The sequence below is a fragment of the Nostoc sp. genome, from assembly GCF_036917555.1.
In the GTDB taxonomy this organism is placed as follows: Bacteria; Cyanobacteriota; Cyanobacteriia; order Cyanobacteriales; family Nostocaceae; genus Nostoc.
The window spans coordinates 197,349-220,278 of the sequence record NZ_JBALDD010000015.1; the positions used below are offsets into that span (position 1 = coordinate 197,349).

The following is a 22,930-nucleotide window of genomic DNA, read 5'->3' on the forward strand; positions in this document are numbered from 1 at the left end:
TGGGCAGTAGGGAAAACAGGGGTAGAAAGAATAGACCTCTTGCACAAATGCAAAATTCGCCCTCATCCCCCAACCCCTTCTCCCAAAATTGGGAGAAGGGGAGCCAATTTCAAAGTCACTCTCCTAAGCTTGGGAGAGGGATTTAGGGTGAAAGCTCATTGATTCATGCAAGAAGTCTAATAACTAATACCCAATGCCCTAAGCCCAATGCCCAATCCTTCTTAACCAAAATAACTGGGTTGGTTTCCAGGTTTCCATTTAATATTGCAACCAACACTCGGCTTTTGCTCACTGATAACAGGTTTACCCGCTAGCACTGCTTCAATGGCTGCGCGTAAATCTGCACCTGTTACGGGTTTACCGTTACTAGGGCGGCTATCATCTAATTGTCCCCGATAAACAAGTTGGCGATCGCCATCAAATACAAAAAAATCTGGTGTGCAAGCTGCTGTGTAAGCCTTAGCCGTTTCCTGGCTCTCGTCGTAGCATAAGGTAAAATTTAACCCTTGTTCTGTGGAAAATGCTTGTAACGACTCTGGCGCATCATCTGGATAATTCTTTGCATCGTTAGCACTGATGGCAACGATCGCTAAATCACTTGTAAAATAATCTCTTCCTAACTGCACCAATTCTTTTTGGACGTGTTTTACAAACGGGCAATGCCGACAAATAAACATTACCAATAGTGCTTTTTTATCTGCAAAGGTAGAAAGTGAAGTTGCCTTTCCAGATACTACTTCCGGTAGATTAAAATCTGGCGCTTTAGTGCCTAGTGGCAACATAGTTGAAGTAGTTAAAGCCATAGTCCATCCAATATTTTTACGCTGATAACTAACGGCTTTTGCTATCAGTATATTTTCACTCTAGCACTAAGTTTTCCATAAATTAAGAGACGGTAAATTTACCGTCTCTTATATTTGTTGAGAGTTATGTTAAAGAAATTAGTTTTTACAGACTTGCCAAAACACCAACAATACCGTGTCCTGTGAATACTTCTAATGCTATCAGAGAGACAAAACCAATCATTGCTAAACGACCGTTGAGCATTTCTGCATAAGGAGTGAAACCAGTGCGATCGCCTTGCTCATCTATATAAACTTTTGGCTCAATCGCAAAGTTGTTCAGTTTGCCTTGGTCGTCAATAATAGCAGTGCTTGTACGCATGGATTTTCTCCTCTTTTTTGTTTATGTAAATAACTGTAACAAATATATTAATATTTGTAAAGTATCTTAATCTAATCGAGTAGAAGTCCAAGCCAGAGAAAAGATATGATGATGAATCGAGTTCAAAGCTATGTCTAAGCAACAGGCTCCACTCCTTGTTTGTAAGCATTTTCAATCACAAATCCATTCCCCAACAGCTAATGCATCGATTTCGAGTAGAGGTTATTGCCAAAACACCAAACCCGCAGCAGGTGATTTATGCCGCAATGCACCAGGACTATACTGATGGGTTTGTGTTTGATGAGCGCGACTCGTGGCCCTCGGAGTCACAAAGCGGCGAAGTTATTGTTAAGCGGCTTTTAGCGGGTGAAAGGGGACACTATGGGCCTTTAGAGCATCCCCAGATTGTTTTTAACTGTGGCTACTTTCCCCACAGTGTGATGCAGCAGGCCCGGACTCATCGTGTTTCCGTATCATTTGATGTACAATCTTTTAGGTACACAGGCAACCAATTTATTGATGTAGTAGAAGGTAAGAAAGATATAGAAGATGTTTTTTACCTACGTCCCGTTGGTTATTACACTGACAGACAAGGCAAAAAGTACCATTATTCACTTGAAGCTAGAGCAGCAGATTTGGAATGGTGTTTAGAAGCAGCTAAACGATATAAAGCTGATTTTGAGGCTGGAATGTCTGAAGAACACGCCAGAGGTAAAGTGCCTTTTGATTATCGCCAGCATTTTGTAGTTAGTTTCAATTTAAGGTCTTTCTTGCATTTTTGTGACCTGAGAAATAAGAAAGATGCTCAACTGGAAATTCAAAAGTTGTGTGAAATGATGTGGCCTCATTTTGAAGATTGGGCACCTGCGATCGCACAATGGTATGAAAAGCAGCGTCTACGTAAAGCCAGGTTAGCACCTTAGATAATGGCTTACCCTGCTCTCTATATACGAGAGTTGACATAATTTGCGGTAGGATAAAGCGACGCGACTATCCTCGGATCTATTGGATTTGATTTAAGGCGATCGCATCTATTTTTTTGATGAACAAAGCTGCCGATATTAGCACTAAAAAATTAATCAGCCTTGCACCAAATAATTGGGCAAAATGGGTGACAGGAATTCCCGACATTGTTACAGGCGAAATCTTAAATACAGAATTCCAATGGATTAGCCGACAAAGTGATGTTGTAATTCCGGCTGAAAGTCCCCAGTACGGAAAATTTCTCATCCTCAATGAGTTACAATTGCGCTACACATCAGAAATGCCGCGTCGGATGCGTGCTTATGCTGCTCTTGCGGAAGAGAAATATAAACTACAAACCTACCCTGTACTGATTAACATTCTCAAAATCAGCAACAGCGAAATACCTACAAGCTTTGCATCCAATTTTATCGGTTTAAGAGCAATTCAAGATTACTGCGTAATCAACCTTTGGGAGGTTGATGTAAATATTGCTTTTGAGACGCCGTTACCGTCGCTGCTCCCCTTTGTACCAATTCTCAAAGGCGGAGAAAACGAGTCTACAATTAGGGAAGCATTGCGAATGTTGCGTGCTGATGAGCAATTAAATCAACTTGAGACAGTTCTGGCATTTTTTGCAACCTTTGTATTAGAAAGTACTTTAGTTCAGGAAATCATGAGGTGGGATATGACAGTCTTAAAAGAGTCACCTTGGTATCAAGAAATTTTACGTGAGGGACAAGCACGAGGAGAAGCAGAAGGAGAAGCACGAGGAGAAGCACGAGGAGAAGTACGTGGAATAATCTCTAGCATCGAAACAAGTTTAGAGGCGAAATTTGGCAGCGATGGTTTGGAGTTGATGTCGCAAATTTCGCAAATTTCTGACTTAGAGCAATTAAAAGAGATTTTACGCAGGATTGTTGTAGCAAATACAATTCAAGAGTTACGGAATGTTTTGTAGGATAAAGCGATCGCTCTAAATCCTGCCTGAGAGCTAGAATGCGATCAAGTCTTAGACTATCTCTAAATATAGACATTTGCAGGACGATGGATATTCAAACAGTTCTACGCGATCGCCGAATTATTTCTTCTGATCCAGATATTATGGTGGTACTTCTGTATTTGTTGGAACGCGAGTTCCATTGCAGACTTTTTTTGACTATCTAGAAGGTGAAGCAGGTTTAACCGAATTCTTGAAAGATTTTCCACATTTGCAAACTCAGGTGTTGCAAGTTTTGGAGGTGATTGCAAAAGCAATGCTGAATCAAGAGCAAATTATTTATGCTCATTCTGCTTGATGAAAATCTCCTGAGCAAGAAGTTGAAGAAGCCGTTCATAGATGCAGGGCATATAGTAGAAAATGTAGAAGATATGAGCTGGCGTGGTGTCAAAGATAAGGAGCTTTTGGCTTTTCACTACTTTTTCGGCAAACCCCAAGTAAGTCAAAGTTAGTCCCTTGTTACTTGGATAGTCTGTATATATCTACTTTGTATTTTAAATTACTTAGACTTTAGCGAACGTTACAATCTCTAGCTGATCTTAATATTTACCCTGATGTGCTTCGTAACTCATAGCGCAGGATTTGCCTTCTAAAAATAGTAGTTGAAGCAGTTAAAGCCATAATTTACCTGATAACTTTACGCTGATAACTAACGGCTTTTGCTACCAGTATATTTTCACTCTAGCACTAAGTTTTCCATAAATTAAGAGAAGGTAAACTTCCAAAGCTTACCTTCTATGAACCTAGTACCAATTTAGATTTAGTGATATAGTACAAGATTGTTAATTTTTTAATTTTAGCCAATCATGACAGCAACGGGTAAGGCAACCCAATTCGAGTACAAAGCACTGCACAAGCCCAACCAGCTTATTTATGGTCTAGGTCAGACGGCAGTGATTACAGGATGGACAGTAAAGCAGGCGATCGCTAAACACTTACAACCGCAAGAGTATGCTGTAATTGGGCAACTATACTCGCCCACAAGGGGGATAAACTTACTGATTCGCAATTTGCTATTTAATCCCCACGTCCGCTTTTTGGTTGTTCTCAATGCCACAAGGGAAGATAATAACGCGGGTGCGTGTCAGTGCTTGCTGGACTTTTTCCGTAATGGCTTTAAAGAAGGTGTTTGTGATACTGGGTTGCGTTGCTGGGTAATTCGCTCCCCTATCCCTGGATATATTGATCTTGAAGTGAAAGCTAGTGATTTAGAACACCTGCGGCATTCTGTAGATTGCAAAGAAGTCAAATCAATTAGTGAAACCGTTAGTTTAGTTAAATCTTATGCCCAATTAGAAGCACTTTCTCCTTGGGGTTCGCGGTTAGAATTTCCCATGTCTATTGTTGAACCAAGTGTTTTACCAGGGCCACGCTACGGGCATCGAATAGAAGGTAAAACTATAGCCGAAACTTGGGTAAAAATCATTCATCGGATTAAGACAACAGGAACAATTAGACCAACTGGCTATGATGGGCAATGGCAAGAATTAATTGATTTAATGGCAATTGTTACTGATGAACCTCCTAAATTCTACTTTCCTGAGCCTAATTATTTGCCAGTTGACCCTCCCTTTCTTGAAGAATATACTTCACAGATTTTAGATGATGCACCCTATCGAGAAGGGTTGAAATATACGTATGGTCAACGTTTGCGTTCCTGGTTTAAGGATGATCAAATTGACCAGGTAATTAAGAAGTTAATTGGAGAAATTGATGCCGCTAGTGCAGTTATGAATTTATGGGATGTAAAAGACCATGAAAAAGGTGGTAGCCCTTGTCTAAATCATATTTGGTTGAGAGTGGTTGATAATGAATTATCCCTAACTGCAACTTTTAGAAGTAATGATATGTTTGCCGCCTGGCCTGCAAATGCAATGGGATTGAGGGCTTTGCAACAACATATTAGGGATGAAATTGCTCAACGTTCTGAGTATGACTTGAAAATGGGGCCACTCATAACTATTAGTCAGTCTGCTCATATATATGATGATACTTGGGACAATGCAGAGAGGCTAATTGCAAATCAATACGCTGCAATTTTTAATCAGCGTAGCTATTATGACCCCTCCGGCAATTTCCTAATTGAGGTTGATGGCAAAGAGATATTCGTTACCCACACAACTCCTGGTAGTGGTGAGGTGATTAAGTCTTATCGTGGGAAAAAGCCCCTTAGCTTATTAAGAGAGATTTGTGCTACCTCTCCAGCAATTCAGCCTGAACATACTGGTTATTTAGGTATCGAACTGCAAAAGGCTAGTAACTGTATTAAAAGTGGCAATCCTTACATTCAGGATCAGTAAGCGAAAAAACTGTAATTCATATAAATAAACAACAATACTAGGGTGGATATCTCCGTGCTAAATATATAAAGTAATTTGCAACACACCGAAATATAAATTAAAACACGTGTAATCAAAGTAGCCTTTTCTTCAAGACAGTCAGAGCGTCCTATTTAGCTACTGACACGATCTGCTTGACTTTATAACTACATCGAATGTCTTTGTGGAAAATTGTGTTGGTTTGTGGAATTAGGGAGTATTTGTATGTCAGTCTTGAGCGATCGGGATATTATTAGGGAACTTGGTAGAGGTGTACTTTTTCATCCTCTTAAACCAGGTAGTATAAAAGCTTGTGATTTATGTCTAACTGCTAGCGAGTATGCTTATGCCATTGGACAGCAGCAACGTTTAATTATTGAAACGGAATCTAACCAAGACCAGCCAGGTAAGGAAAAGAAGTTTTTCTATATACCACCCAGAGATACAGCCCTAGTGTGGACTGATGAATCAGTTTGGCTCAGTAATCGATTTCGAGGTCCGCTTTCTTCTGTAGTTGAACCAGTATCAGAGGGTTTAGGACACATTGGAACCAGAGTCAATCCTTGTTGGTCAGCTGTTCTTTGTATAGCGCTTCATAATGTTTCAGATAAAGCAATCCGAATTAATGTAAGAGATGTTAAGCGACCAATTGCTTATTTAGCTATTGAAAAATTAAGTTCCAAGTCTTCAAGTAATGGCAATTCTGATAGTTCTGCAAGACTTGATCTTCTTCGTGGACGGCCTAATCGTCATGAAATTGATGATTTTTTCAATCAAAAAGAACTTCGTTGGATGAAAGGTGATACGGATTTACTAAAAAAACTTATGCTAGAGTCAGATGAGTATAAAAACCATAAAAGAGTTATTCAATACACATTATTAAATCTTTTAGATCCAGATGAACAGGTTAGATGGACAGCAATAAACGCAATTATAGCTGCATTAGCACTAATTTTTGCAGGCATTGCGTTGTTTAAACCTTCCCCTTCATTTACCCCAAGTCCGACTAAGACTCCTACTCCTCAGATACAAGCAAGCCCGAATAAAACAGTAAATCCAACCTTAAATAAGTAAGAAATCTTTTGGATTGGAAGAGATATTTGTATCTATAGCTAATGTCTTTTATGAGAAAATGAATTGTTGGAGTATTCAACATTTAAATAAATCTAGATTCTAGCTTAAGATGGCTATTAAAAATGTCCAATATATATATCTCTGGTGCATTAACTGATGTAAGAAATCCGGTAGAATGCAAAGCGCTTTATGAAAAAATTGGCTTGCTTTGCGAAGAAATTGGTTTTCAAGCCTATGTGCCACACAAACAAACTGATCCAGTAAATAATCCTGAGATTAGTCCGCGTGAAGTTTTTGACCAAGATAAGTATCAAGTAAGCAATTCAGACTTAGTTATTGCTTACCTTGGTTCACTATCTTTTGGTGTTGGAATGGAGTTAGCTTTCGCAGAGACAAACAATATTCCTATTATTCTTCTATACGAAACAGGTAAAAAAATATCAAGATTTCCACGCGGCATTCCCACTGTTTTTGCTGAAATACAGTTTCACGATCATGAAGATGCTTTGAATCAGCTTAAAAATATTTTGGATAAGTGGAACCCAGAACATCCATAGTTTCCGTTCTCAGCAAGGCAGTAGAATAAAGTTTGAAATTGATAGATTATGCAAGATATTTCCCTAAACGATGAGCCTCATCAAAGACCAACATGGGATGAATACTTTTTGATGTTGGCTAAACTTGCAGCAACTCGCTCAACGTGTTTAGCCTTTCCAGTGGGTGCTGTGATTGTAAAAAACAAGCAGGTCGTAGCAACAGGTTACAATGGCTCACCATCGGGTTCGGCCCATTGTACAGCTCAAGGATACTGCTATCCGGGATTAAGTAGCTGTGATGCTAGTAAAATTTTACCATCAAGGGCTGTACACGCGGAAGCAAATGCGATCGCACAAGCAGCAAAGCATGGGACTTCTACAGATGGTGCAAGTATTTACGTTACTCTAGAACCTTGTCTGTCTTGTTTGAAATTAATTATCTCCGCAGGAATTAAGGAAGTGTTTTATGAAACTTCTTTCAATAGCGGCGAGAAAGCCTTGGTGAGAGATTCCTTTGTGAATGAAGGTCTAGTTACCTTTAAACAGATTCAGTTATCTCAAGTAACGGCACACCAAGCTGCTCAATTTCTCCTCAATCCGACATCTGTAGCTAGAACAGTAAGGTGTGTTCACGAACTTTAACACACCTCTGATTGAAGATTATTAAATCCAAAATCTCAAATTCTGAGATTGTTTAAGGTCGATAACTCCGACGGATTTCTGTAATTTGATCTGCTACATCCAAGAGAGATTTCGGCATTTCTGGCCCCGTGAGAATGATATCGACGTGGGGAGGGCGTTTTGCCAAAAACGCTAAAACTTCCGTTTCAGGAATTAAACCAAAGTTAATCGCTAAACTTAACTCATCTAACACCACGAGAGAATACTTACTATCACACACTACTTGTTGTGTATACTGCCACAGCTTTTGTAAGGCTTGGTTTTCTGTATCATCTAAATGTGGTGTATCAATACAACGAGGTAAATCACAGCGAATCCAATCTAAATTTTGTCCTAATTGTATAGGTCGATCGTGTCCTTGACGAATACCTCCTTTGAGGAACTGTACTATTAATACTGGTGTTCCTTGTCCAGCTATTCTCAGTGATTGAGCCATCACACTCGTAAAAAAGTTGCGATGGGAACTAGTGAAAACTTGCACTAGTCCTTCAACTGGATATGGTAGGGTTAGGGTTGAATTGATACTTTGAGTTTCTAGCTGGGCAACCATAAATTTAAGTTAAAAACAATACAATAAGTCAAAGGTTATTACTGGCGGTGAAACTGACAAATTTGCCTGTATAATCAATCTGTTTTCATAGGTGTGGTGGATTTGGCAAATTGCATTCTTAGTCAAACACTACGTTTGTATTGAAGTCAAGAGTTATTTTGATTTACAGCAGATTTCAGGTAAATGAAGTACATAGACAAAACCCGAAAGCCTGTAGAGACTTTGCATGTAACGTCTCTAGATGTAGTTTATAAAACCGTTAACTGCCGTAAAATACCGTCTTTTATCTGAAATGAGTTGTAAAAATGAAAACATCAGAGTTACAGTTCCAATTATTTAAAAAAGCTAGGCAGAATGCCTAAAAATCGCTAAATGTTAGATTTGTCGGTTGTTTGCGCAAAAGAGACTTAGCAAGTAGTGAATTTGACAGGATGAGGAGTAAATTGTTGTGAGATTGGTGATTCTGGGAGGTTCAGGATCGGGAAAAAGCACTCAAGCACGAAGGCTTTGCACATACTTTGATATTCCTCTAATTTCCACAGGTGAGATTTTACGGTCAGCAATATCTGGCAATCAGCCCCTGCCGGAATTTCGATGCTTGGAAGCCGATCCCCGGACTTCTCTTTCGGTTTATGCTAGCTTGAGTGAACTAGGCTACCACGCACGACCCTATATGCAAAAAGGGGAGTTAGTTCCAGACGAAATGATCGTTGAATTGATCCGAATACGCCTCAGACAACCAGATATTAACTGCGATTGGGTGTTAGAAGGCTATCCCCGTACTGCCTTCCAAGCGGAAGAATTAGATTTTTTATTGGATGATTTAGGGCAAAAGCTAGATTGGGCAATTTATCTCCAAGTCCCGGAAGCAGTGATGGTTAGTCGATCCTTGGGGCGATCGCTACCAGATGACCAACCAGAAATCGTGCAGCGCCGTGTAGAATTATTCTATGATCGCACCATTCCCATCCTAGAATATTACGACCGTCGTCGCTGCTTGTTGACCATCAACGGCGACCAATCACCAGAAATGGTGCAGCAAAATATTTTGACTCTGCTTTCAGTTCCTTGAAGAGTGCTGAGTGTTGAGTTAGGAGTTAGGAAGAATTCTTGCCAATGCCCAATGCCCAATGCCCAATAACACTAAGGTAATCTTAAGGCAGTATTGTAAAACTTGAGGCAATTCCAATGGCTTGGCAGCGTCCTGACGGTCGGATTCCCTACGAACTACGTCCGATTAGCTTTCACCCCAGTTTCACCCGCTTTGCCCCCGGTTCTGTTCTTGCAAGATGCGGTGATACTCAAGTACTTTGTACTGTTAGCGTTAATAAGGGAGTTCCAAAGTTTCTCGAAGGAAGTGGTAAAGGCTGGTTAACTGCTGAGTACCGAATGCTACCATCTGCTACCCAAAAACGCCAAGAAAGGGAATTATTGAAATTATCTGGACGGACGCAAGAAATTCAACGTTTAATTGGACGTAGCTTACGCGCAGCAGTGGATTTTGAGGCACTGGGAGAACACACACTGACTGTAGATGCTGATGTGTTGCAAGCAGATGCCGGAACTCGGACAACAGCCATTACAGGCTCGTTTGTGGCGTTGGCTCATGCAATTTCTAAATTGTTGCAAGAGGGCGTATTGGAGCGATCGCCTTTGTGTGGACAGGTAGCAGCAGTTTCTGTAGGATTACTGAAGGGAGAGCCATTTTTGGATCTAAATTATATCGAAGATATGGCTGCAACAGTAGATTTTAATGTGGTGATGAATCAACACCTGGGAATCATTGAAGTCCAAGGAACAGCCGAAGAAGGCAGCTTTAGCCGCACTCAGTTGGATCAACTGCTAGATGTCGCCCAAAAAGGAATTCAGGAATTGTTAATTGCCCAACGTGAAGCGATCCCAGACTGGGAGGCGTTGTTTCTGATTAATTAGTTTTATTAATTTTTAATAAGAATTAATAAACGTATCCTTTGTGGCGTTAATCAACAAAGTATCAAGTAACTGGATGTAAATAAAAATAATCATCAGAGTGGTTAGTAGTTAGTACGACTCACTACTGACAACTTACCGATAAAGGTGATAAAAAGGGTCTACATTTTTCAAGCTTACTTAATCCACGATGTTAAATGTTTCAAAAGTTAAAAAGGGAGATTGTAATAAATTCGGTATTGTATTGCCAGAAGCCAGCAATATGATGATGAAGCCATGAACAAAATTATTGAAGTTCTACCGGATCAGCCGGCGCTGGTTGCACGAGCGCTAGAATTAATCCTGTCTAAGTTAGAAACTGCCATTGAGCAGCAGGGGCGGTTTACCATCGCCTTATCTGGTGGCAGTACACCTAAACCGTTATACGAAGCGATTGCTACTCAAAAACTGCCTTGGGATAAAATTCATATATTCTGGGGGGATGAGCGTTACGTACCACCAGATCACCCTGATAGCAATGAACTGATGACGCGTCGTGCGTGGCTAGATCGCGTTGATATCCCAGCGGCTAACATTCACCCCGTACCAACTTTAGAAGCCAATCCAGAACTGGCTGCTGACAAGTATGAACAACATCTCAAAGAATTTTTCAATTCTTCTGGTGTCGAGTTTCCCCCGTTGGATGTAGTATTACTAGGAATGGGTGATGATGCACATACCGCATCTTTGTTTCCCCACACAGAGGCCCTTAAAGTACGCGATCGCCTCGTCACTGTGGGTAACAAAGACGGAAACCCCAGGATAAGTTTCACATATCCCTTCATCAACTCTGCTCGTAGCGTGATTTTTCTGGTTGCTGGTGCTAATAAACGACCAGCTTTAGCGCAAGTCTTTGCACCCGTGGCCGATGACTTTACTTACCCATCTCGCTTAATTCAGCCCCAAGGAGAACTTTGGTGGCTGCTGGATGCGGCAGCAGGTTTGGAACTTCAACGTTGAACAATCGGGCATTGGGCATTGGTTCTTCTTCCCCTGCCCCTCTGCCCCCCTTCCCCGTGTAAGAGTATCCAATTCATCGTTCCATTAGCAGTAATTGCTAGAATCTAAAGCTAGGGCCGCCCTCTGCTTGCCAGTCCTACCTATATTTATGATGATCTTGAACAAAGGCTAAATATCGATGATCGTCTGCCCTAATTGCAATCATCCCAACCCTGACGGTGCTGTCCAATGTGAAGCTTGTTATACACCATTACCTGCGACTACTAATTGTCCCAGTTGTGGGACAACTGTGCAGGCAGATGCTGCTTTCTGTGGTCAGTGTGGCTATAACCTTCACTCTGCAGGTGTTCCACACGTTCATACCACAGTAGCTACAACAGTTACTCCCGATATTGCCGTGGAAGTACCAGCGTTAGTTCCACCCGATCCACTGTTAGAACTTTTACAACCAGATGCCTTGGGAATAAGCGGTTCTACTAACTCCCATCCTCCCGAATCATCTTTACCACCAACAGAGATGGCAGTTCCGCCAGACCCAACGCCACAGGTACCTGTTACAGTAAGCAGCCCCCCAGAGCCAGCGTCAACCGTTGTAGCTCAACCCGTAGTCTCTGGACAAAGTAGTATTCCGACTCCACCACCTGTGGAACCAGCACCAGCCTCTGAAGCCGAAGTACTCCCACCACCAGCACCAACTGCTGCCAGAACGCAATTACAGCAGGTTACAGCGCGGTTAATCCATATTCAAAGCGATCGCTTAATTGAATTACCGCAAAATTTTTCTGTGATTCATATCGGTAAGCCCAATGACCGGATTCCTCCAGATATAGATGTTTCAGGATTTCCCAATTCTGAAATTGTCTCGCGGATTCATGCAGATATTCGCGTCGAGGGAGATGCTCATTATGTAGAGGATGTGGGAAGTTCTAATGGCACTTACATCAATAATTTGCCACTTTTACCAGGGAACCGTCATCGCTTGCGACCAGGCGATCGCATCAGCTTGGGTAAAGGAGACTTGATGACATTCCTCTTTCAACTTGCTTAACTGATTCTCGATCGATTGTGACATCAGTCTAAGTATTTTCTGCCCATCCTCTGGCATCGCTTTTGGAGGAGAAACAAATGAACTGCATCAGACAAACGACGGATAACTATGTTGTTCAATGGAGTTTGCCTGCTATCGCCAGTCCTAGCATCTTGAAGTAGCTTTATTTAGGGACACAGTTAGGCTGTGTCCCTTTCAATTACCATTAGGTAGAACCAACTTCACAGATGGCATTGCTACTATTCCCGAAACAGCCTATTCGGTAAACTGAATTCGACACTCAGGAGTTTTTTGTGCCTACTTTGAGAACGCTGCAACCTGGAGATGAAGTATCGCTGGAAACATTTCTCTTGCAACATACGGATACTTCTATGTTTTTGCGCTCTAATTGGCGAGTTGCGGGACTACTTGACCAAGGTGCAAGATTTCAAGGAACTTACATAGCGGCTTACGTAGATGAAAATATAGTGGCAGTTGCAGCCCACTTTTGGAATGGGATGCTTGTAATCCAAGCCCCTGTCTATCTGACAGAGGTGGTGCAAGCAGTTGTGGCCCAATCTGGACGTGCTATCTCTGGAATTAGTGGTCCAGCAGCACAAGTTGAAGCGACAAAAAGCATTTTGGAACTTAGCAAGCGACCAACTCAGCTTGATCAGCCTGAGATATTGTTTTCTTTAGCACTGCGAGACTTGCAAATACCTCAAGCTTTAGCATCAGTAAAGGTGCAGTGTCGTTTGCCACATCCAGAGGAGTTAGAGTTACTCACTGAATGGTGTGCTGCTTATAGTGGGGAAACTTTAGGACAAAGAGATACTCCCAGTTTAACAACAGCTAGCCGTCTCGTAATTGAAGCACGTCAAGCTACGGCTATGCATCGGGTTTTGGTAGAAGGAGATACCCCAGTTTCCTACTCTGCTTTCAATGCCAGCCTACCTGATATTGTGCAAATTGGTGGAGTGTGGACACCGCCAGCGCTGCGAGGTAAAGGCTACGCTAAAAGTGTGGTAGCAGGCTCGTTGTTAGATGCGCGCTCGCAGGGAGTAAAACGTGCCATCCTGTTTACAGGTAATAATAACCAAGCAGCCCAAGCAGTTTATCGAGGAATTGGCTTTTTGCCTACTGGCGAGAAGTATGGCTTAGTTTTATTTGAAGAGACTCAGGCTTGATAAATATTGGGTTAAACGTTAGAAGTGCAACACCTTACGCTCTTGCTACCCATTTATAATTTTCCTTTTTCTGGATTTGCTGAAATTGATTTTGTAGTTTTTACTGAATTGATCGTAATACTTGAACTATGAGCCAGTATCGTTTCAAACAGTCATTCTCTGATGATCCCAGTTTAAGCGATAAGCTTTTTGACTTGATGGAAGTCACATTTCCCGGACTCAGCAGTTTAGCAGAATGTGCAAGAAAACTAGGTGCATCTTGGGAAACAGCTTCAACTCCATTTATTCGCTTTCATGATGATATAGCTATTACTCATGTGGGAGTGTTAGAAATTCCCATGCAAATTATGGGACAAAAGCTCACTGTCGGAGGAATTCATGGAATAGCTACCCGTGCAGAATTTCGTAAGAGAGGGTATTACCGTGAAGTGATGGAGGAAGTGCTAGGGTATTGCGTTGGCGTAGCCCGTCGTAGACATCGCCTTTACGAAACCTTAGTACTGACGACACCACAACCAGAGTTTTACTTACCTTTTGGCTTTCGTGTTGTCGAAGAACACATCTTCAAGGTTAAGTGTAACTTCACAGGTAGCACTGATAGCTTCAGAATACTGGATTTTACAGATACCAAAGATTACACATTGTTACACAGACTTTTGGAAACACGCGCCCCTGTCTCTAATATAGTTGGCGTAGTCAAGGAAAAACCTGTGTTCTGCGTCAATGAAGGAAGTCGTCCCTTATACTATGCAGAAGATTTAGATTTAATTGCCTGCATGGAGATAGAAGATACCCGACTTCATCTTTTTGATCTAGTTACAACGCAGATATGCTCTTTGAAAAATATTATTGCTAAGATTCCTCAACTCATTGAAGAAGTAGTGATTTACTTTAGTCCAGAACTTCTGGATGTCAAAAATGTGCAAGCATTCGCCCATACTTTTGATGAAACTGTGCTGATGGTTCGCGGCAAATTTGCGGCGGAGAGCGAGAAATTTATGCTACCCCGTTCTGCAAGGTGTTGAGTTACTCAAAAACAATTCAATCATAATAGAACTGAGAGTTTCATCATCAGGACTGCCAAAATATGTATCAAACTGACCCGCCGCGATCGCCAAAAGATGTATTGCCGACCATGTATGATCTTCCCAGTGAAGACCCAGAGGAGCCTGGTTTGCCTGATCAGTTTCATTTATTGCAACCTCGTCTGTTAGACGAAACCTTTCGTCCACCAAATTATCCTAGTGATCAGATATTTGTTGCTAGCGATCTGAATCTTTATTATGACCCGCGCTATCCACTGTGGTATAAGCGACCAGATTGGTTTGCCGTTTTAGGTGTTTCCCGTCTCTATGAACAACGGGATTTACGCTTAAGTTATGTCGTTTGGCAAGAGGGAGTTCATCCTTTTATTGTGGTTGAATTACTGTCTCCTGGTACTGAAAAGGAAGACCTGGGGCAGACATTGCGAGATATCAAGCAACCACCAGGAAAATGGGAAGTGTATGAGCAAATTCTACGTGTTCCTTATTATGTAGTATTCGATCGGTACAAATATGAGTTCAGAGTGTTTAAGTTAGATGGTGGTCGTTATGCTGAGATAGTACTGTCAGAGTCGCGCTTTTGGATACCAGAACTAGAATTAGGCTTGGGTGTGTGGCGGGGACGCTATCAAGATGTAGAACAGCCCTGGTTACGTTGGTATGATTGGACAGGCTGCTGGGTATTGACTTCTACAGAACAAGAAAGTCAACGAGCTGAACAAGAAAGTCAACGGGCTGAACAGGAAAGACAACGAGCTGAACGGTTGATTGCACAACTGCGATCGCTAGGCGTTGAACCCGATTTAGATTAGCTTTTTGCCTGCCTCATAACCCTGCAAACCACTCATAGCCCTGATCCTCCCAATAGCCTTTAATAGGCAACAAATTGCTGACGAATGTAATTTGAGTTACCCACTTGCTTTGCTTATAACCCAGTTTAATTGGGGATGCTAGGCGTATAGGCGCACCATTATCAACTGATAAGGGTTGTCCATTCTTTTGATAAGCCATGAGAGTTTGAGGATGTATAGCAGAAGCTAAATCCCAGCTTTCATAATAGCCATCAGCAGATTTGAAGTAGACATAACGGACGTTTGACTTAGGCTGTACCAGCGCTACTAAATCTCGTAATCGCACACCTCCCCATTGAATGATTGCAGCCCAGCCTTCAACACAGACATGGCGAATCACCATTGAAGTCAAGGGAAGTTTTTGAATATCTGCCATACTCAATTGCATCGCATTGTTGACCTCACCATCAATTATTAAGCGAAACTGTGCCGGATCAATTTGCGGAGTGAAGTCAAAGGTATTAATCAGCAATTTATCTGCTTCTATGGCACTGACAGGAAATTCAGGTATAGGTTTTTGAGTTAGCAGAAGTGCTTCAAGACTTTGGTTGAGTGGCTCAGATATTTGCCGCAGATTATCTGAGAACAAATTTGTCCCACAGCCACCTAAAAGAAAGCCTACCCCTGAAAGTCCAGATACTTGCAGTAACCGACGACGAGATAGGGTGTGTTTGGGAAGAATCAGACTCATATTACCTCTACAGAAACATAGATTTCACTAAACGGATGCTTCCTACCTTCAGGGCAACTAAGGAATGAGCAATTGTAAACAGTATGACAGTGGCAACAGTGATAAAGTGAACAGTCCGTAGAGTCTGCCAACTACCAAATAGCCCGGAAATCGAATGCAGTTGGGCAGGTTTGTACATCGCCAGACCACTCAAGATTGCCAGCAGCAGCACTGAAATGATAGCAGTCTAAACTAGCCGATGCCATGCGTAGTTCTTGCGCTTGGGGTTCTGGCTGACTTGCAATGCTTTTAAGTCACCGCGATGTTTCCAGATAAACTACTATCTGCAATGCGCTATAGTTTTGTGGACATCTTGAAGAACATGCGGAGATTTTATCATGACAGCTGCCACCACGCCCCAGGTTCCTGTTGAAGCCTCAATCCGTCCGGCAGAACCCTGTGCGATCATTATCTTTGGAGCAGCAGGAGATTTAACCAAGCGTCTGCTGCTTCCTGCCCTCTACAACCTCAAACAAAGCAATTTGCTACCGCAGGAATTTGCGATCGTTGGAGTCGCACACACTTCAATGAGTCAGGACGATTTTCGTAGCAAACTCGCCCAAGACATTCATGAGTTCGCAACGGTTCCCGTAGACGATGAGCTTTGGCAACCGCTTGAGCAGCGACTGTACTATCTTGCCGGTGAGTTTCAGGAGCCTGACACTTACCATCAGTTGCAAGACTTACTCACTCAAATCGATCGAGACTGTGGCACTCAGGGAAACTATTTGTTTTATCTGGCAACTGGCTCTAACTTCTTTTGCGACATCATTACGCAGCTTGGTGCAGCCGGATTAGTGCGTGAAGACAGCGATCGCTGGCGGCGAGTTATCATCGAGAAACCGTTTGGGCACGACTTGGACTCGGCTCGTGCCCTGAATAAATCCATTGGTGCTGTCCTTGAGGAAAAACAGATTTACCGCATCGATCACTACCTGGGCAAAGAGACTGTACAAAACATTCTGGTATTTCGGTTTGGTAATGGCTTGTTTGAACCGATTTGGAATCGTGAACATATCGATCACGTGCAGATTACTGTAGCCGAAACGGTTGGAGTCGAAGGCAGAGGCAACTTCTATGAAGGCACAGGCGCAGTGCGTGACATGGTGCAAAACCATCTGTTTCAACTGCTAGCAATGACGGCGATGGAACCGCCAGTCTCGTTTTCAGCCGATGAGGTGCGTGATGAAAAGTCAAAACTATTGAAGTCGATCGTGCCGCTCTCTGCTGAAACTGTGCAAACTGATAGTGTACGGGGACAGTATGGTGCAGGAACAGTGAAGGATACCCAAATGCCTGCTTATCGCTCAGAGCCACGAGTTGCGTCAGACTCTAACACTGAAACTTATGCTGCCTTAAAGCTGAACATCGACAACTGGCGCTGGGCAGGGGTGCCGTTTTATCTACGAACAGGCAAACGTTTGGCTAAACGTGTGACTGAAATTGCAATTCAGTTTAAGCAAGTACCTTCACTATTATTTCGCCAAACCTCCATTGAGCGTCTCACGCCTAATTTCTTGACCATCCGCATCCAACCAGAGGAAGGAATTCACCTCCAATTTGGTGCAAAGGTGCCTGGCCCCGCGATGGCAATGGATGCAGTGGAAATGGACTTTTGCTACACTGACTACTTTGGCAAGATCCAGAGTACTGGCTATGAAACCTTGCTATACGACTGCATGATCGGTGATGCGACTTTGTTTCAGCGATCGGACAACGTAGAGCTGGGCTGGAGCGTCGTCACCCCCATTCTGGAGGCTTGGGCAACCACGACGTCACCTAAAAACTTTCCCAACTACGCACCAGGCTCATGGGGACCATCGGCAGCAGATGATTTATTGGTGCGCGATGGTCGGCAGTGGCAGAGGATTGACCTATAGTCTAAACATACACTTATGTGCTAAATCTCTTAACATCAAGTTTTCACACAATTGAGGTGACATCAGATGCCAGATATTATAGATACTGCAATTAATGCAGGTTCTTTCAACACCTTGGTAACAGCTATTACTACCGCTGGTCTTGATACTGCACTTAAGGGAGATGGGCCATTTACTGTCTTTGCCCCAACAGACGAAGCCTTTTCCAAGCTTCCATCAGGAGCCGTAGAAGAACTACTACAGGATGTGATTAAGTTAAGAAAGGTTTTAGAGTACCATGTGGTTTCTGGCAAGATTAATGCGGCTGATTTAGTTCAGTCGCAAAAGCTAACAACAACCCAGGGAAAAGATATCAAAGTTAATGCTGAGAATAATATTAAGGTGAATGATGCTTACATTGTGACTTCGGATGTGGAAGCTGACAATGGTGTCATCCATGTTATTGATAATGTATTATTCCCTGAATAACTTTGTTCAGATACTTGCTTTCATTGAAATTTGTAATTCAGATCAAATGAGCATTTGATTTTTTGCCTTTGTTGGCAATCAAAATCACCCAAACCAAATATGCTTATTCAGATTGAGTAGTTAATGTTGTATATTTGTTGCTGATAATTGGATTTAAATAGTTAAATATTTCCAATGAATCGTCAATAGATATACAACATCTGCGGTTAAACACAAGTCAATTGCGATCGCAGCGTCGCCATCTCAAACCTTGACGATTCACTCCACTTTGTTGCGATCGCTCCCTGTTAGTGAAGGAAGCGCACAATCTGAGCTAGTGGCTCGATTTGCATATCGTCCCAAAGACCGAGATTGCCAATGCTCCCGTCCCAGGATTTATTTCGGTGAAAAAAGTGTGGAACTTTTTATTCAGTAATATTTCGCCAACGGTATCCTCAATCAACTTTTGTTAAGTTTCCGAAAATCTCTGATTTTTTTAAAGAGTATAAGCAGTTGCGGACAGATCATTACAACTATCTACTAACTGTAGTAACAACCATTTCCTTAACCAAAGGAGTAAAACATGAAAATTTTTGACATAAATCCCCTTTTTGTAGAGCTTTCCTTTGAAGAAGCTAGTACCATTCAGGGTGGAGCTCAAGTATTACTTCGTCAAGACATCAATTATGGTGGTAAGGGATTCAGTGCAACCCGAAGCCGTCCATACGTTGGGAGTGATTTTAACGATGAAACTTCCTCAATTATTATTACAGGAGGAACGTGGCGTTTCTATGCAGATGCAAATTACAGAGGTTCTTACAAAGATTTAGGACCAGGCTCCTATCCTTGGGTTGAAAACTTTGGGATAACCAATGACACAATCTCATCCTTGAAATTAATCGCATCTTAGAGTGCTTGATTCTGGGAAAATTGAAGCAGTACTCTATAATGCAAAACCCGCAGCCATCGATTGTAGTAATTCACGCTCGGTGTCATCGCCCTAATGCTAGAGAAGCTGCAAAAAAGCCTAAGTAGCGTTTCGCAAGTGCCGACATAAATAACTTTTAGAGTCGGCACTTGTCGTGCCCACTGGTTTAAATATCAACGATTTAGGCTTAGTTTTAACAAAGGAAAAATTTTAGATTGTTAAGCCTGGAAAGCTTATAGCAAGCACACCAGAAGACTAGCTCAGGAGTAAGCGACTTGCCAAAAATCCCCAGACGCGATCTCATCCTCACAGCCAAAGGTACACCATGACCAACAGTAACAGCAACCGAGACGACGAACTGGAGTTAATCAGGCTGCTCAGGTACAATTTCTGGCGCCAGTCTTTGAAAACAAAGACAAAGTTATATTTGATGATTTTCATACTAGAGAAGTACTTCAACTTCAATGGAAGTATAAAATCGCTGATGAGATGAAAGGTTGGGTAGAGAGAATAAAAGAGTTAGGAACTTATTTTTTAGAGTAAATAAGGGTTAAAAGTTAAGTAACTGCTGTGAATATTTGTGCAAATCTGATTATCATATCAACGCTAACTAGCGATTAGGGTGGGCAACTGTTACCCACCCTTATACTCTAACTTGCTACCGCCTCAGCAGGAGCTGCCTCAGCAGCGGCTACAGGTGAATAAACACTAACTTTTTTACGAGTTTTGCCCTTTCTCTCAAACGTCACAACACCGTCGATTAAGGCAAACAATGTGTCATCGCTACCAATACCGACGTTGTTACCAGGGTGGAATTTAGTACCACGTTGACGCACGAGAATGTTTCCTGCACGTACAACTTGACCACCATAACGCTTAACACCCAGACGTTGGGCATTAGAATCACGACCGTTGCGTGTACTACCTGTTCCTTTCTTATGAGCCATGATTTCCTCTTGTGTATCTACTTCTTTTATTATTCAGCAGCGGTTTCAACTTCTTCAGCAGGAGTCTCATCTATAACAGGGGTTTCCTTCTCCGCTTCTCCTTGGGCAGCAAACACTGCACCGTTAAGGGTGATGGAGTCAATCATAAGTCTGGTAATTTCCTGACGATGCCCCCGCTTTTTGCGGGTTTTCTTTTTTGGCTTCATTTTGTATACCAGGACTTTACGACCTCTGTAATGTCGCAGTATAGTCCCTTCTACAGTTGCACCTGTTACTAATGGCTGTCCAATGGTGACTTCGCCATCGTGCTGCACGAGTAATACGGAATCTATTGTAACTTTTTCATCTGGTTCGATCGCAAGCAGTTCAATGTCGTAAAACCGCCCTGGCTCTACTCGTATTTGTTTGCCACCAGTTTCAATAATCGCGTAGGTCATGGAATTGTCCTTGAGGTTGCCGTACAGGTAGCTGGTTTTTATCTCCTATAGAGATGCTTTTGCCAGCCTTTGTAATATGTCTACCTGATCCGAGCAGGAATTAGACAGACAATCTAACATACTATTTTATTGATAGGCGTCAAGTCAAGCTCTAACAGGATTTTCAGGTTTGGCATTGCTGTCTGGTCAGCCTGAAAATGAAAAATCAGCTAATTACTCTGTGCGATCGCTCATTTTTTAACAGTGGGGAGGAATTAGTCAACAGTTGTCATGGGCGACGCCGAATAGCCTGTCGTAGATATCACCCACCCGCACTAATGTAAATTGCATTTACAATAAGTCAAAACCAATACTTTTTAGATAGAAATTGCTACTATCTTAGGGCTGAATTTTACAAAAAAGTAACATTACATTAGTATTAGCTTAAAAGTTATATTTTTTTATCAAAATCAACATATTTTTCTTCTTTGTTTTAAGATCAAATATTAAGATGCCTAATTTAGAAATTCTTTGCAAAAGTTAGTGAATCCTCAGAAGTTAAATTAGTACATTCAAACCTGATATTTCAAACAGGAGATTGATTGTCATGACACAGCAAAATGCTGCCCGACTTTTTCAAGCGATAAAACAAGATCAAGCGTTACAGGAAAGACTCAAAGCAACAGCTGATCCAGAAGCCTTCATCAAAATTGCTCAAGAGCGTGGCTATGATTTCACTACCAGTGAACTAGACAGTGAGATCAGCAAATTATCTGAAGAAGATTTAGCCGCCATTCTCAATCCAGGATGGGGGAATAGACGCCACATTTATCCTAGATAATTCCTGTTATAGGAAACCGAAAGTATAGGAATAACTGAATTGACAAGTTTTGCTCCTCAAGGGGATACCGTTGCATCATCTCCTTTAAGGGCATTCCTGTTAAACCAAGGCTTAGATCCCTGATTTCTTAGAGAAGTCGGGGATTTTATTGTTTGCGAATAATTAAGTAGGGCTGTTATGTATTGCTCGTTAGCTTTATTTATGCTGTGACAGTATCTATGCAATATTTGAAGATAGTTAAAAACCCTTTCTCTACTCTCCATCTCGCCACCTGCTTAACTCATGAGTTAGGATGACTATATTTTAATCAGGTGATATGAAAAGAATAGAAGTTGAGCAAAGAACTATTTTAATTGGTTTGGCTGGTAGCCACGGTTATGGTTTAAATCGTCCTGATTCCGACTTTGATTACCGGGGAGTATTTATCGCACCCAAAAGGTACTACTTGGGATTTGATCGGATAGAACAAAAAGATACTGGTTGGGATGAACCAGGAATATTTCCATTCGTTGATGGTAACAAAGACACAGTTATATATGAATTAAGAAAAATCCTCCAGTTATTAGCGGGTGCAAATCCCAATGTTTTAGAATTGCTCTGGTTAAATAACTATCCTTTTTTAAGTGCAGTCGGACAGAATTTAATTGATTATAAACAGTTATTTTTGAGCAAGAAGGTAAAACATACTTACACTGGTTATGCCTTTGCCCAAATCAAAAAGATGGAAACTCATCGAAAGTGGTTGTTAAAGCCACCGCAAAAAAAACCAATACCATCTGACTTCGCCATAGAAGACGAAACACCCCTCAGCAAAGATGAGCTAAATGCTTTTCTAGAATATCTTTATAACTTAATCAGAGGACGGATTGAGTTTTTGGAAGAAGCGGAACAATTATATCAATTGCTGACAGCAGATATTGATTTTAAAGGAGTGTTAAAACAATATACTTTACCCGATGAAACTTTGGAATATACCCAAAAGTTAACCAATAGCCATAAAGATTTTATTCGTCTGCTTCAGAAAAGCCAAAGCTATCAAATAGCTTTAAGAGAATGGAAGGCTTACTTATCTTGGCAAGAGAATAGAAATCCAGCTAGGGCAGAAATGGAAAGAAAGTCGGGTTTTGACCTCAAACATGGGATGCACTGCATTAGATTGTTACGCAGCGGAGTAGAAATATTGCAGCGAGGTGAAGTAATTGTAGATAGGAGAATAGCTGGTGATGTTGAGGATTTAAAAGCTATTTTAAAAGGTGAGTATTCTTATGAAAAAGTGATGAAAATGGCAGAAGATTTGGTCGCCGAAATGGAAATTGTTTGCGAACAATCTGCCCTACCTCATAAACCTGATTTGGAGCAAATTAATGAGTTGTGTATGGAATTGGTGGAAATGCAAAAATGGAATCATTAGTCATTGGT

Annotated in this window: 29 protein-coding genes; 22 read left to right on the forward strand and 7 right to left on the reverse strand. The window is 41.7% G+C overall.

Annotation, left to right across the window (positions count from 1 at the left end; translation table 11 throughout):
• Positions 1-221 precede the first annotated feature (221 nt).
• Both V7K60_RS05980 and V7K60_RS05985 read right to left on the reverse strand, forming a co-directional pair.
• On the reverse strand, positions 222-803 hold the full coding sequence (locus V7K60_RS05980) for a thioredoxin family protein (RefSeq protein WP_334923751.1): 582 nt from the start codon (positions 801-803) through the stop codon (positions 222-224).
• Between the two features lie 145 nt (positions 804-948).
• Positions 949-1,164 (reverse strand): chlorophyll a/b-binding protein, encoded by a 216-nt coding sequence (locus V7K60_RS05985; RefSeq protein ID WP_094348273.1) that lies wholly within the window; start codon positions 1,162-1,164, stop codon positions 949-951.
• Between the two features lie 200 nt (positions 1,165-1,364).
• Here V7K60_RS05985 and thyX point away from each other — a divergent pair, with 200 nt between their 5' ends.
• From thyX to V7K60_RS06030, 8 genes are all read left to right on the forward strand, one after another.
• Complete coding sequence (gene thyX, locus V7K60_RS05990; RefSeq protein ID WP_334923753.1) at positions 1,365-2,087, forward strand: FAD-dependent thymidylate synthase; 723 nt, start codon at positions 1,365-1,367, stop codon at positions 2,085-2,087.
• 119 nt (positions 2,088-2,206) lie between these two features.
• A complete protein-coding gene (locus tag V7K60_RS05995) occupies positions 2,207-3,088 on the forward strand; it encodes an Rpn family recombination-promoting nuclease/putative transposase (protein ID WP_334923755.1) in 882 nt (293 codons plus the stop codon).
• Between the two features lie 181 nt (positions 3,089-3,269).
• Entirely contained in the window at positions 3,270-3,425 is a 156-nt protein-coding gene (locus V7K60_RS06000; protein ID WP_334923757.1) for a hypothetical protein, read from the forward strand.
• A complete protein-coding gene (locus tag V7K60_RS06005) occupies positions 3,409-3,579 on the forward strand; it encodes a hypothetical protein (protein WP_334923759.1) in 171 nt (56 codons plus the stop codon). Before V7K60_RS06000 ends, V7K60_RS06005 begins: the two co-directional genes overlap by 17 nt.
• A gap of 354 nt (positions 3,580-3,933) precedes the next feature.
• Positions 3,934-5,427 (forward strand): thymidylate synthase, encoded by a 1,494-nt coding sequence (locus V7K60_RS06015; RefSeq protein WP_334923761.1) that lies wholly within the window; start codon positions 3,934-3,936, stop codon positions 5,425-5,427.
• A 243-nt stretch (positions 5,428-5,670) separates the two neighbouring features.
• Positions 5,671-6,519, forward strand: a complete 849-nt coding sequence (locus V7K60_RS06020) for a hypothetical protein (RefSeq protein WP_334923763.1) — start codon at positions 5,671-5,673, stop codon at positions 6,517-6,519.
• A gap of 122 nt (positions 6,520-6,641) precedes the next feature.
• Positions 6,642-7,076: a nucleoside 2-deoxyribosyltransferase gene (locus V7K60_RS06025; RefSeq protein WP_334923765.1), complete on the forward strand. Its 435-nt coding sequence runs from the start codon at positions 6,642-6,644 to the stop codon at positions 7,074-7,076.
• Positions 7,077-7,124: 48 nt separating this feature from the next.
• Complete coding sequence (locus V7K60_RS06030; RefSeq protein WP_334923767.1) at positions 7,125-7,697, forward strand: deoxycytidylate deaminase; 573 nt, start codon at positions 7,125-7,127, stop codon at positions 7,695-7,697.
• A 52-nt stretch (positions 7,698-7,749) separates the two neighbouring features.
• Here the strand turns inward: V7K60_RS06030 and V7K60_RS06035 are convergent, their stop codons facing one another.
• Entirely contained in the window at positions 7,750-8,286 is a 537-nt protein-coding gene (locus V7K60_RS06035; RefSeq protein WP_334923769.1) for a P-loop NTPase family protein, read from the reverse strand.
• 448 nt (positions 8,287-8,734) lie between these two features.
• Between V7K60_RS06035 and V7K60_RS06040 the strand changes: the two genes are divergently transcribed.
• The 7 genes from V7K60_RS06040 (at position 8,735) to V7K60_RS06070 (ending at position 15,283) form a co-directional block, all read left to right on the forward strand.
• Positions 8,735-9,358, forward strand: a complete 624-nt coding sequence (locus tag V7K60_RS06040) for an adenylate kinase family protein (protein WP_334923771.1) — start codon at positions 8,735-8,737, stop codon at positions 9,356-9,358.
• 116 nt (positions 9,359-9,474) lie between these two features.
• On the forward strand, positions 9,475-10,218 hold the full coding sequence (rph, locus tag V7K60_RS06045) for a ribonuclease PH (RefSeq protein WP_334923773.1): 744 nt from the start codon (positions 9,475-9,477) through the stop codon (positions 10,216-10,218).
• A 273-nt stretch (positions 10,219-10,491) separates the two neighbouring features.
• Complete coding sequence (pgl, locus tag V7K60_RS06050) at positions 10,492-11,214, forward strand: 6-phosphogluconolactonase (protein ID WP_334923775.1); 723 nt, start codon at positions 10,492-10,494, stop codon at positions 11,212-11,214.
• A 178-nt stretch (positions 11,215-11,392) separates the two neighbouring features.
• Positions 11,393-12,262: an FHA domain-containing protein gene (locus V7K60_RS06055; RefSeq protein WP_334923777.1), complete on the forward strand. Its 870-nt coding sequence runs from the start codon at positions 11,393-11,395 to the stop codon at positions 12,260-12,262.
• 293 nt (positions 12,263-12,555) lie between these two features.
• Entirely contained in the window at positions 12,556-13,428 is an 873-nt protein-coding gene (locus V7K60_RS06060) for a GNAT family N-acetyltransferase (protein WP_334923778.1), read from the forward strand.
• Between the two features lie 128 nt (positions 13,429-13,556).
• Complete coding sequence (locus V7K60_RS06065) at positions 13,557-14,453, forward strand: GNAT family N-acetyltransferase (protein WP_334923779.1); 897 nt, start codon at positions 13,557-13,559, stop codon at positions 14,451-14,453.
• 62 nt (positions 14,454-14,515) lie between these two features.
• Positions 14,516-15,283, forward strand: coding sequence for a Uma2 family endonuclease (locus tag V7K60_RS06070; RefSeq protein WP_334923780.1), 768 nt, complete (start codon positions 14,516-14,518; stop codon positions 15,281-15,283).
• A 13-nt stretch (positions 15,284-15,296) separates the two neighbouring features.
• On the opposite strand, the gene V7K60_RS06075 is transcribed toward V7K60_RS06070, so the two are convergent.
• Both V7K60_RS06075 and V7K60_RS06080 read right to left on the reverse strand, forming a co-directional pair.
• Entirely contained in the window at positions 15,297-16,013 is a 717-nt protein-coding gene (locus V7K60_RS06075) for a molybdopterin-dependent oxidoreductase (protein ID WP_334923782.1), read from the reverse strand.
• A 7-nt stretch (positions 16,014-16,020) separates the two neighbouring features.
• Complete coding sequence (locus V7K60_RS06080; RefSeq protein WP_334923784.1) at positions 16,021-16,191, reverse strand: hypothetical protein; 171 nt, start codon at positions 16,189-16,191, stop codon at positions 16,021-16,023.
• A 199-nt stretch (positions 16,192-16,390) separates the two neighbouring features.
• On the opposite strand from V7K60_RS06080, the gene zwf reads away from it, so the two are divergent.
• The 4 genes from zwf (at position 16,391) to V7K60_RS06100 (ending at position 19,289) form a co-directional block, all read left to right on the forward strand.
• Positions 16,391-17,932, forward strand: coding sequence for a glucose-6-phosphate dehydrogenase (gene zwf, locus V7K60_RS06085; RefSeq protein ID WP_334923786.1), 1,542 nt, complete (start codon positions 16,391-16,393; stop codon positions 17,930-17,932).
• Positions 17,933-17,998: 66 nt separating this feature from the next.
• A complete protein-coding gene (locus V7K60_RS06090) occupies positions 17,999-18,400 on the forward strand; it encodes a fasciclin domain-containing protein (RefSeq protein ID WP_334923788.1) in 402 nt (133 codons plus the stop codon).
• A 250-nt stretch (positions 18,401-18,650) separates the two neighbouring features.
• Complete coding sequence (locus V7K60_RS06095; RefSeq protein WP_334923789.1) at positions 18,651-18,815, forward strand: hypothetical protein; 165 nt, start codon at positions 18,651-18,653, stop codon at positions 18,813-18,815.
• Between the two features lie 147 nt (positions 18,816-18,962).
• Complete coding sequence (locus V7K60_RS06100; protein ID WP_334821895.1) at positions 18,963-19,289, forward strand: beta/gamma crystallin-related protein; 327 nt, start codon at positions 18,963-18,965, stop codon at positions 19,287-19,289.
• 668 nt (positions 19,290-19,957) lie between these two features.
• Here V7K60_RS06100 and rpmA read toward each other — a convergent pair.
• Together rpmA and rplU are read right to left on the reverse strand one after the other, a co-directional pair.
• Positions 19,958-20,254, reverse strand: coding sequence for a 50S ribosomal protein L27 (gene rpmA, locus V7K60_RS06105; protein WP_104906219.1), 297 nt, complete (start codon positions 20,252-20,254; stop codon positions 19,958-19,960).
• A 29-nt stretch (positions 20,255-20,283) separates the two neighbouring features.
• Positions 20,284-20,691, reverse strand: a complete 408-nt coding sequence (rplU, locus tag V7K60_RS06110) for a 50S ribosomal protein L21 (RefSeq protein ID WP_334923791.1) — start codon at positions 20,689-20,691, stop codon at positions 20,284-20,286.
• Between the two features lie 197 nt (positions 20,692-20,888).
• Between rplU and V7K60_RS06115 the strand changes: the two genes are divergently transcribed.
• The 3 genes from V7K60_RS06115 (at position 20,889) to V7K60_RS06125 (ending at position 22,922) form a co-directional block, all read left to right on the forward strand.
• Positions 20,889-21,014, forward strand: coding sequence for a hypothetical protein (locus tag V7K60_RS06115; protein WP_334923793.1), 126 nt, complete (start codon positions 20,889-20,891; stop codon positions 21,012-21,014).
• Between the two features lie 263 nt (positions 21,015-21,277).
• On the forward strand, positions 21,278-21,511 hold the full coding sequence (locus V7K60_RS06120) for a Nif11-like leader peptide family natural product precursor (RefSeq protein WP_334923794.1): 234 nt from the start codon (positions 21,278-21,280) through the stop codon (positions 21,509-21,511).
• Positions 21,512-21,827: 316 nt separating this feature from the next.
• Entirely contained in the window at positions 21,828-22,922 is a 1,095-nt protein-coding gene (locus V7K60_RS06125) for a nucleotidyltransferase domain-containing protein (protein ID WP_334923795.1), read from the forward strand.
• The last annotated feature ends 8 nt before the right edge of the window (positions 22,923-22,930 follow it).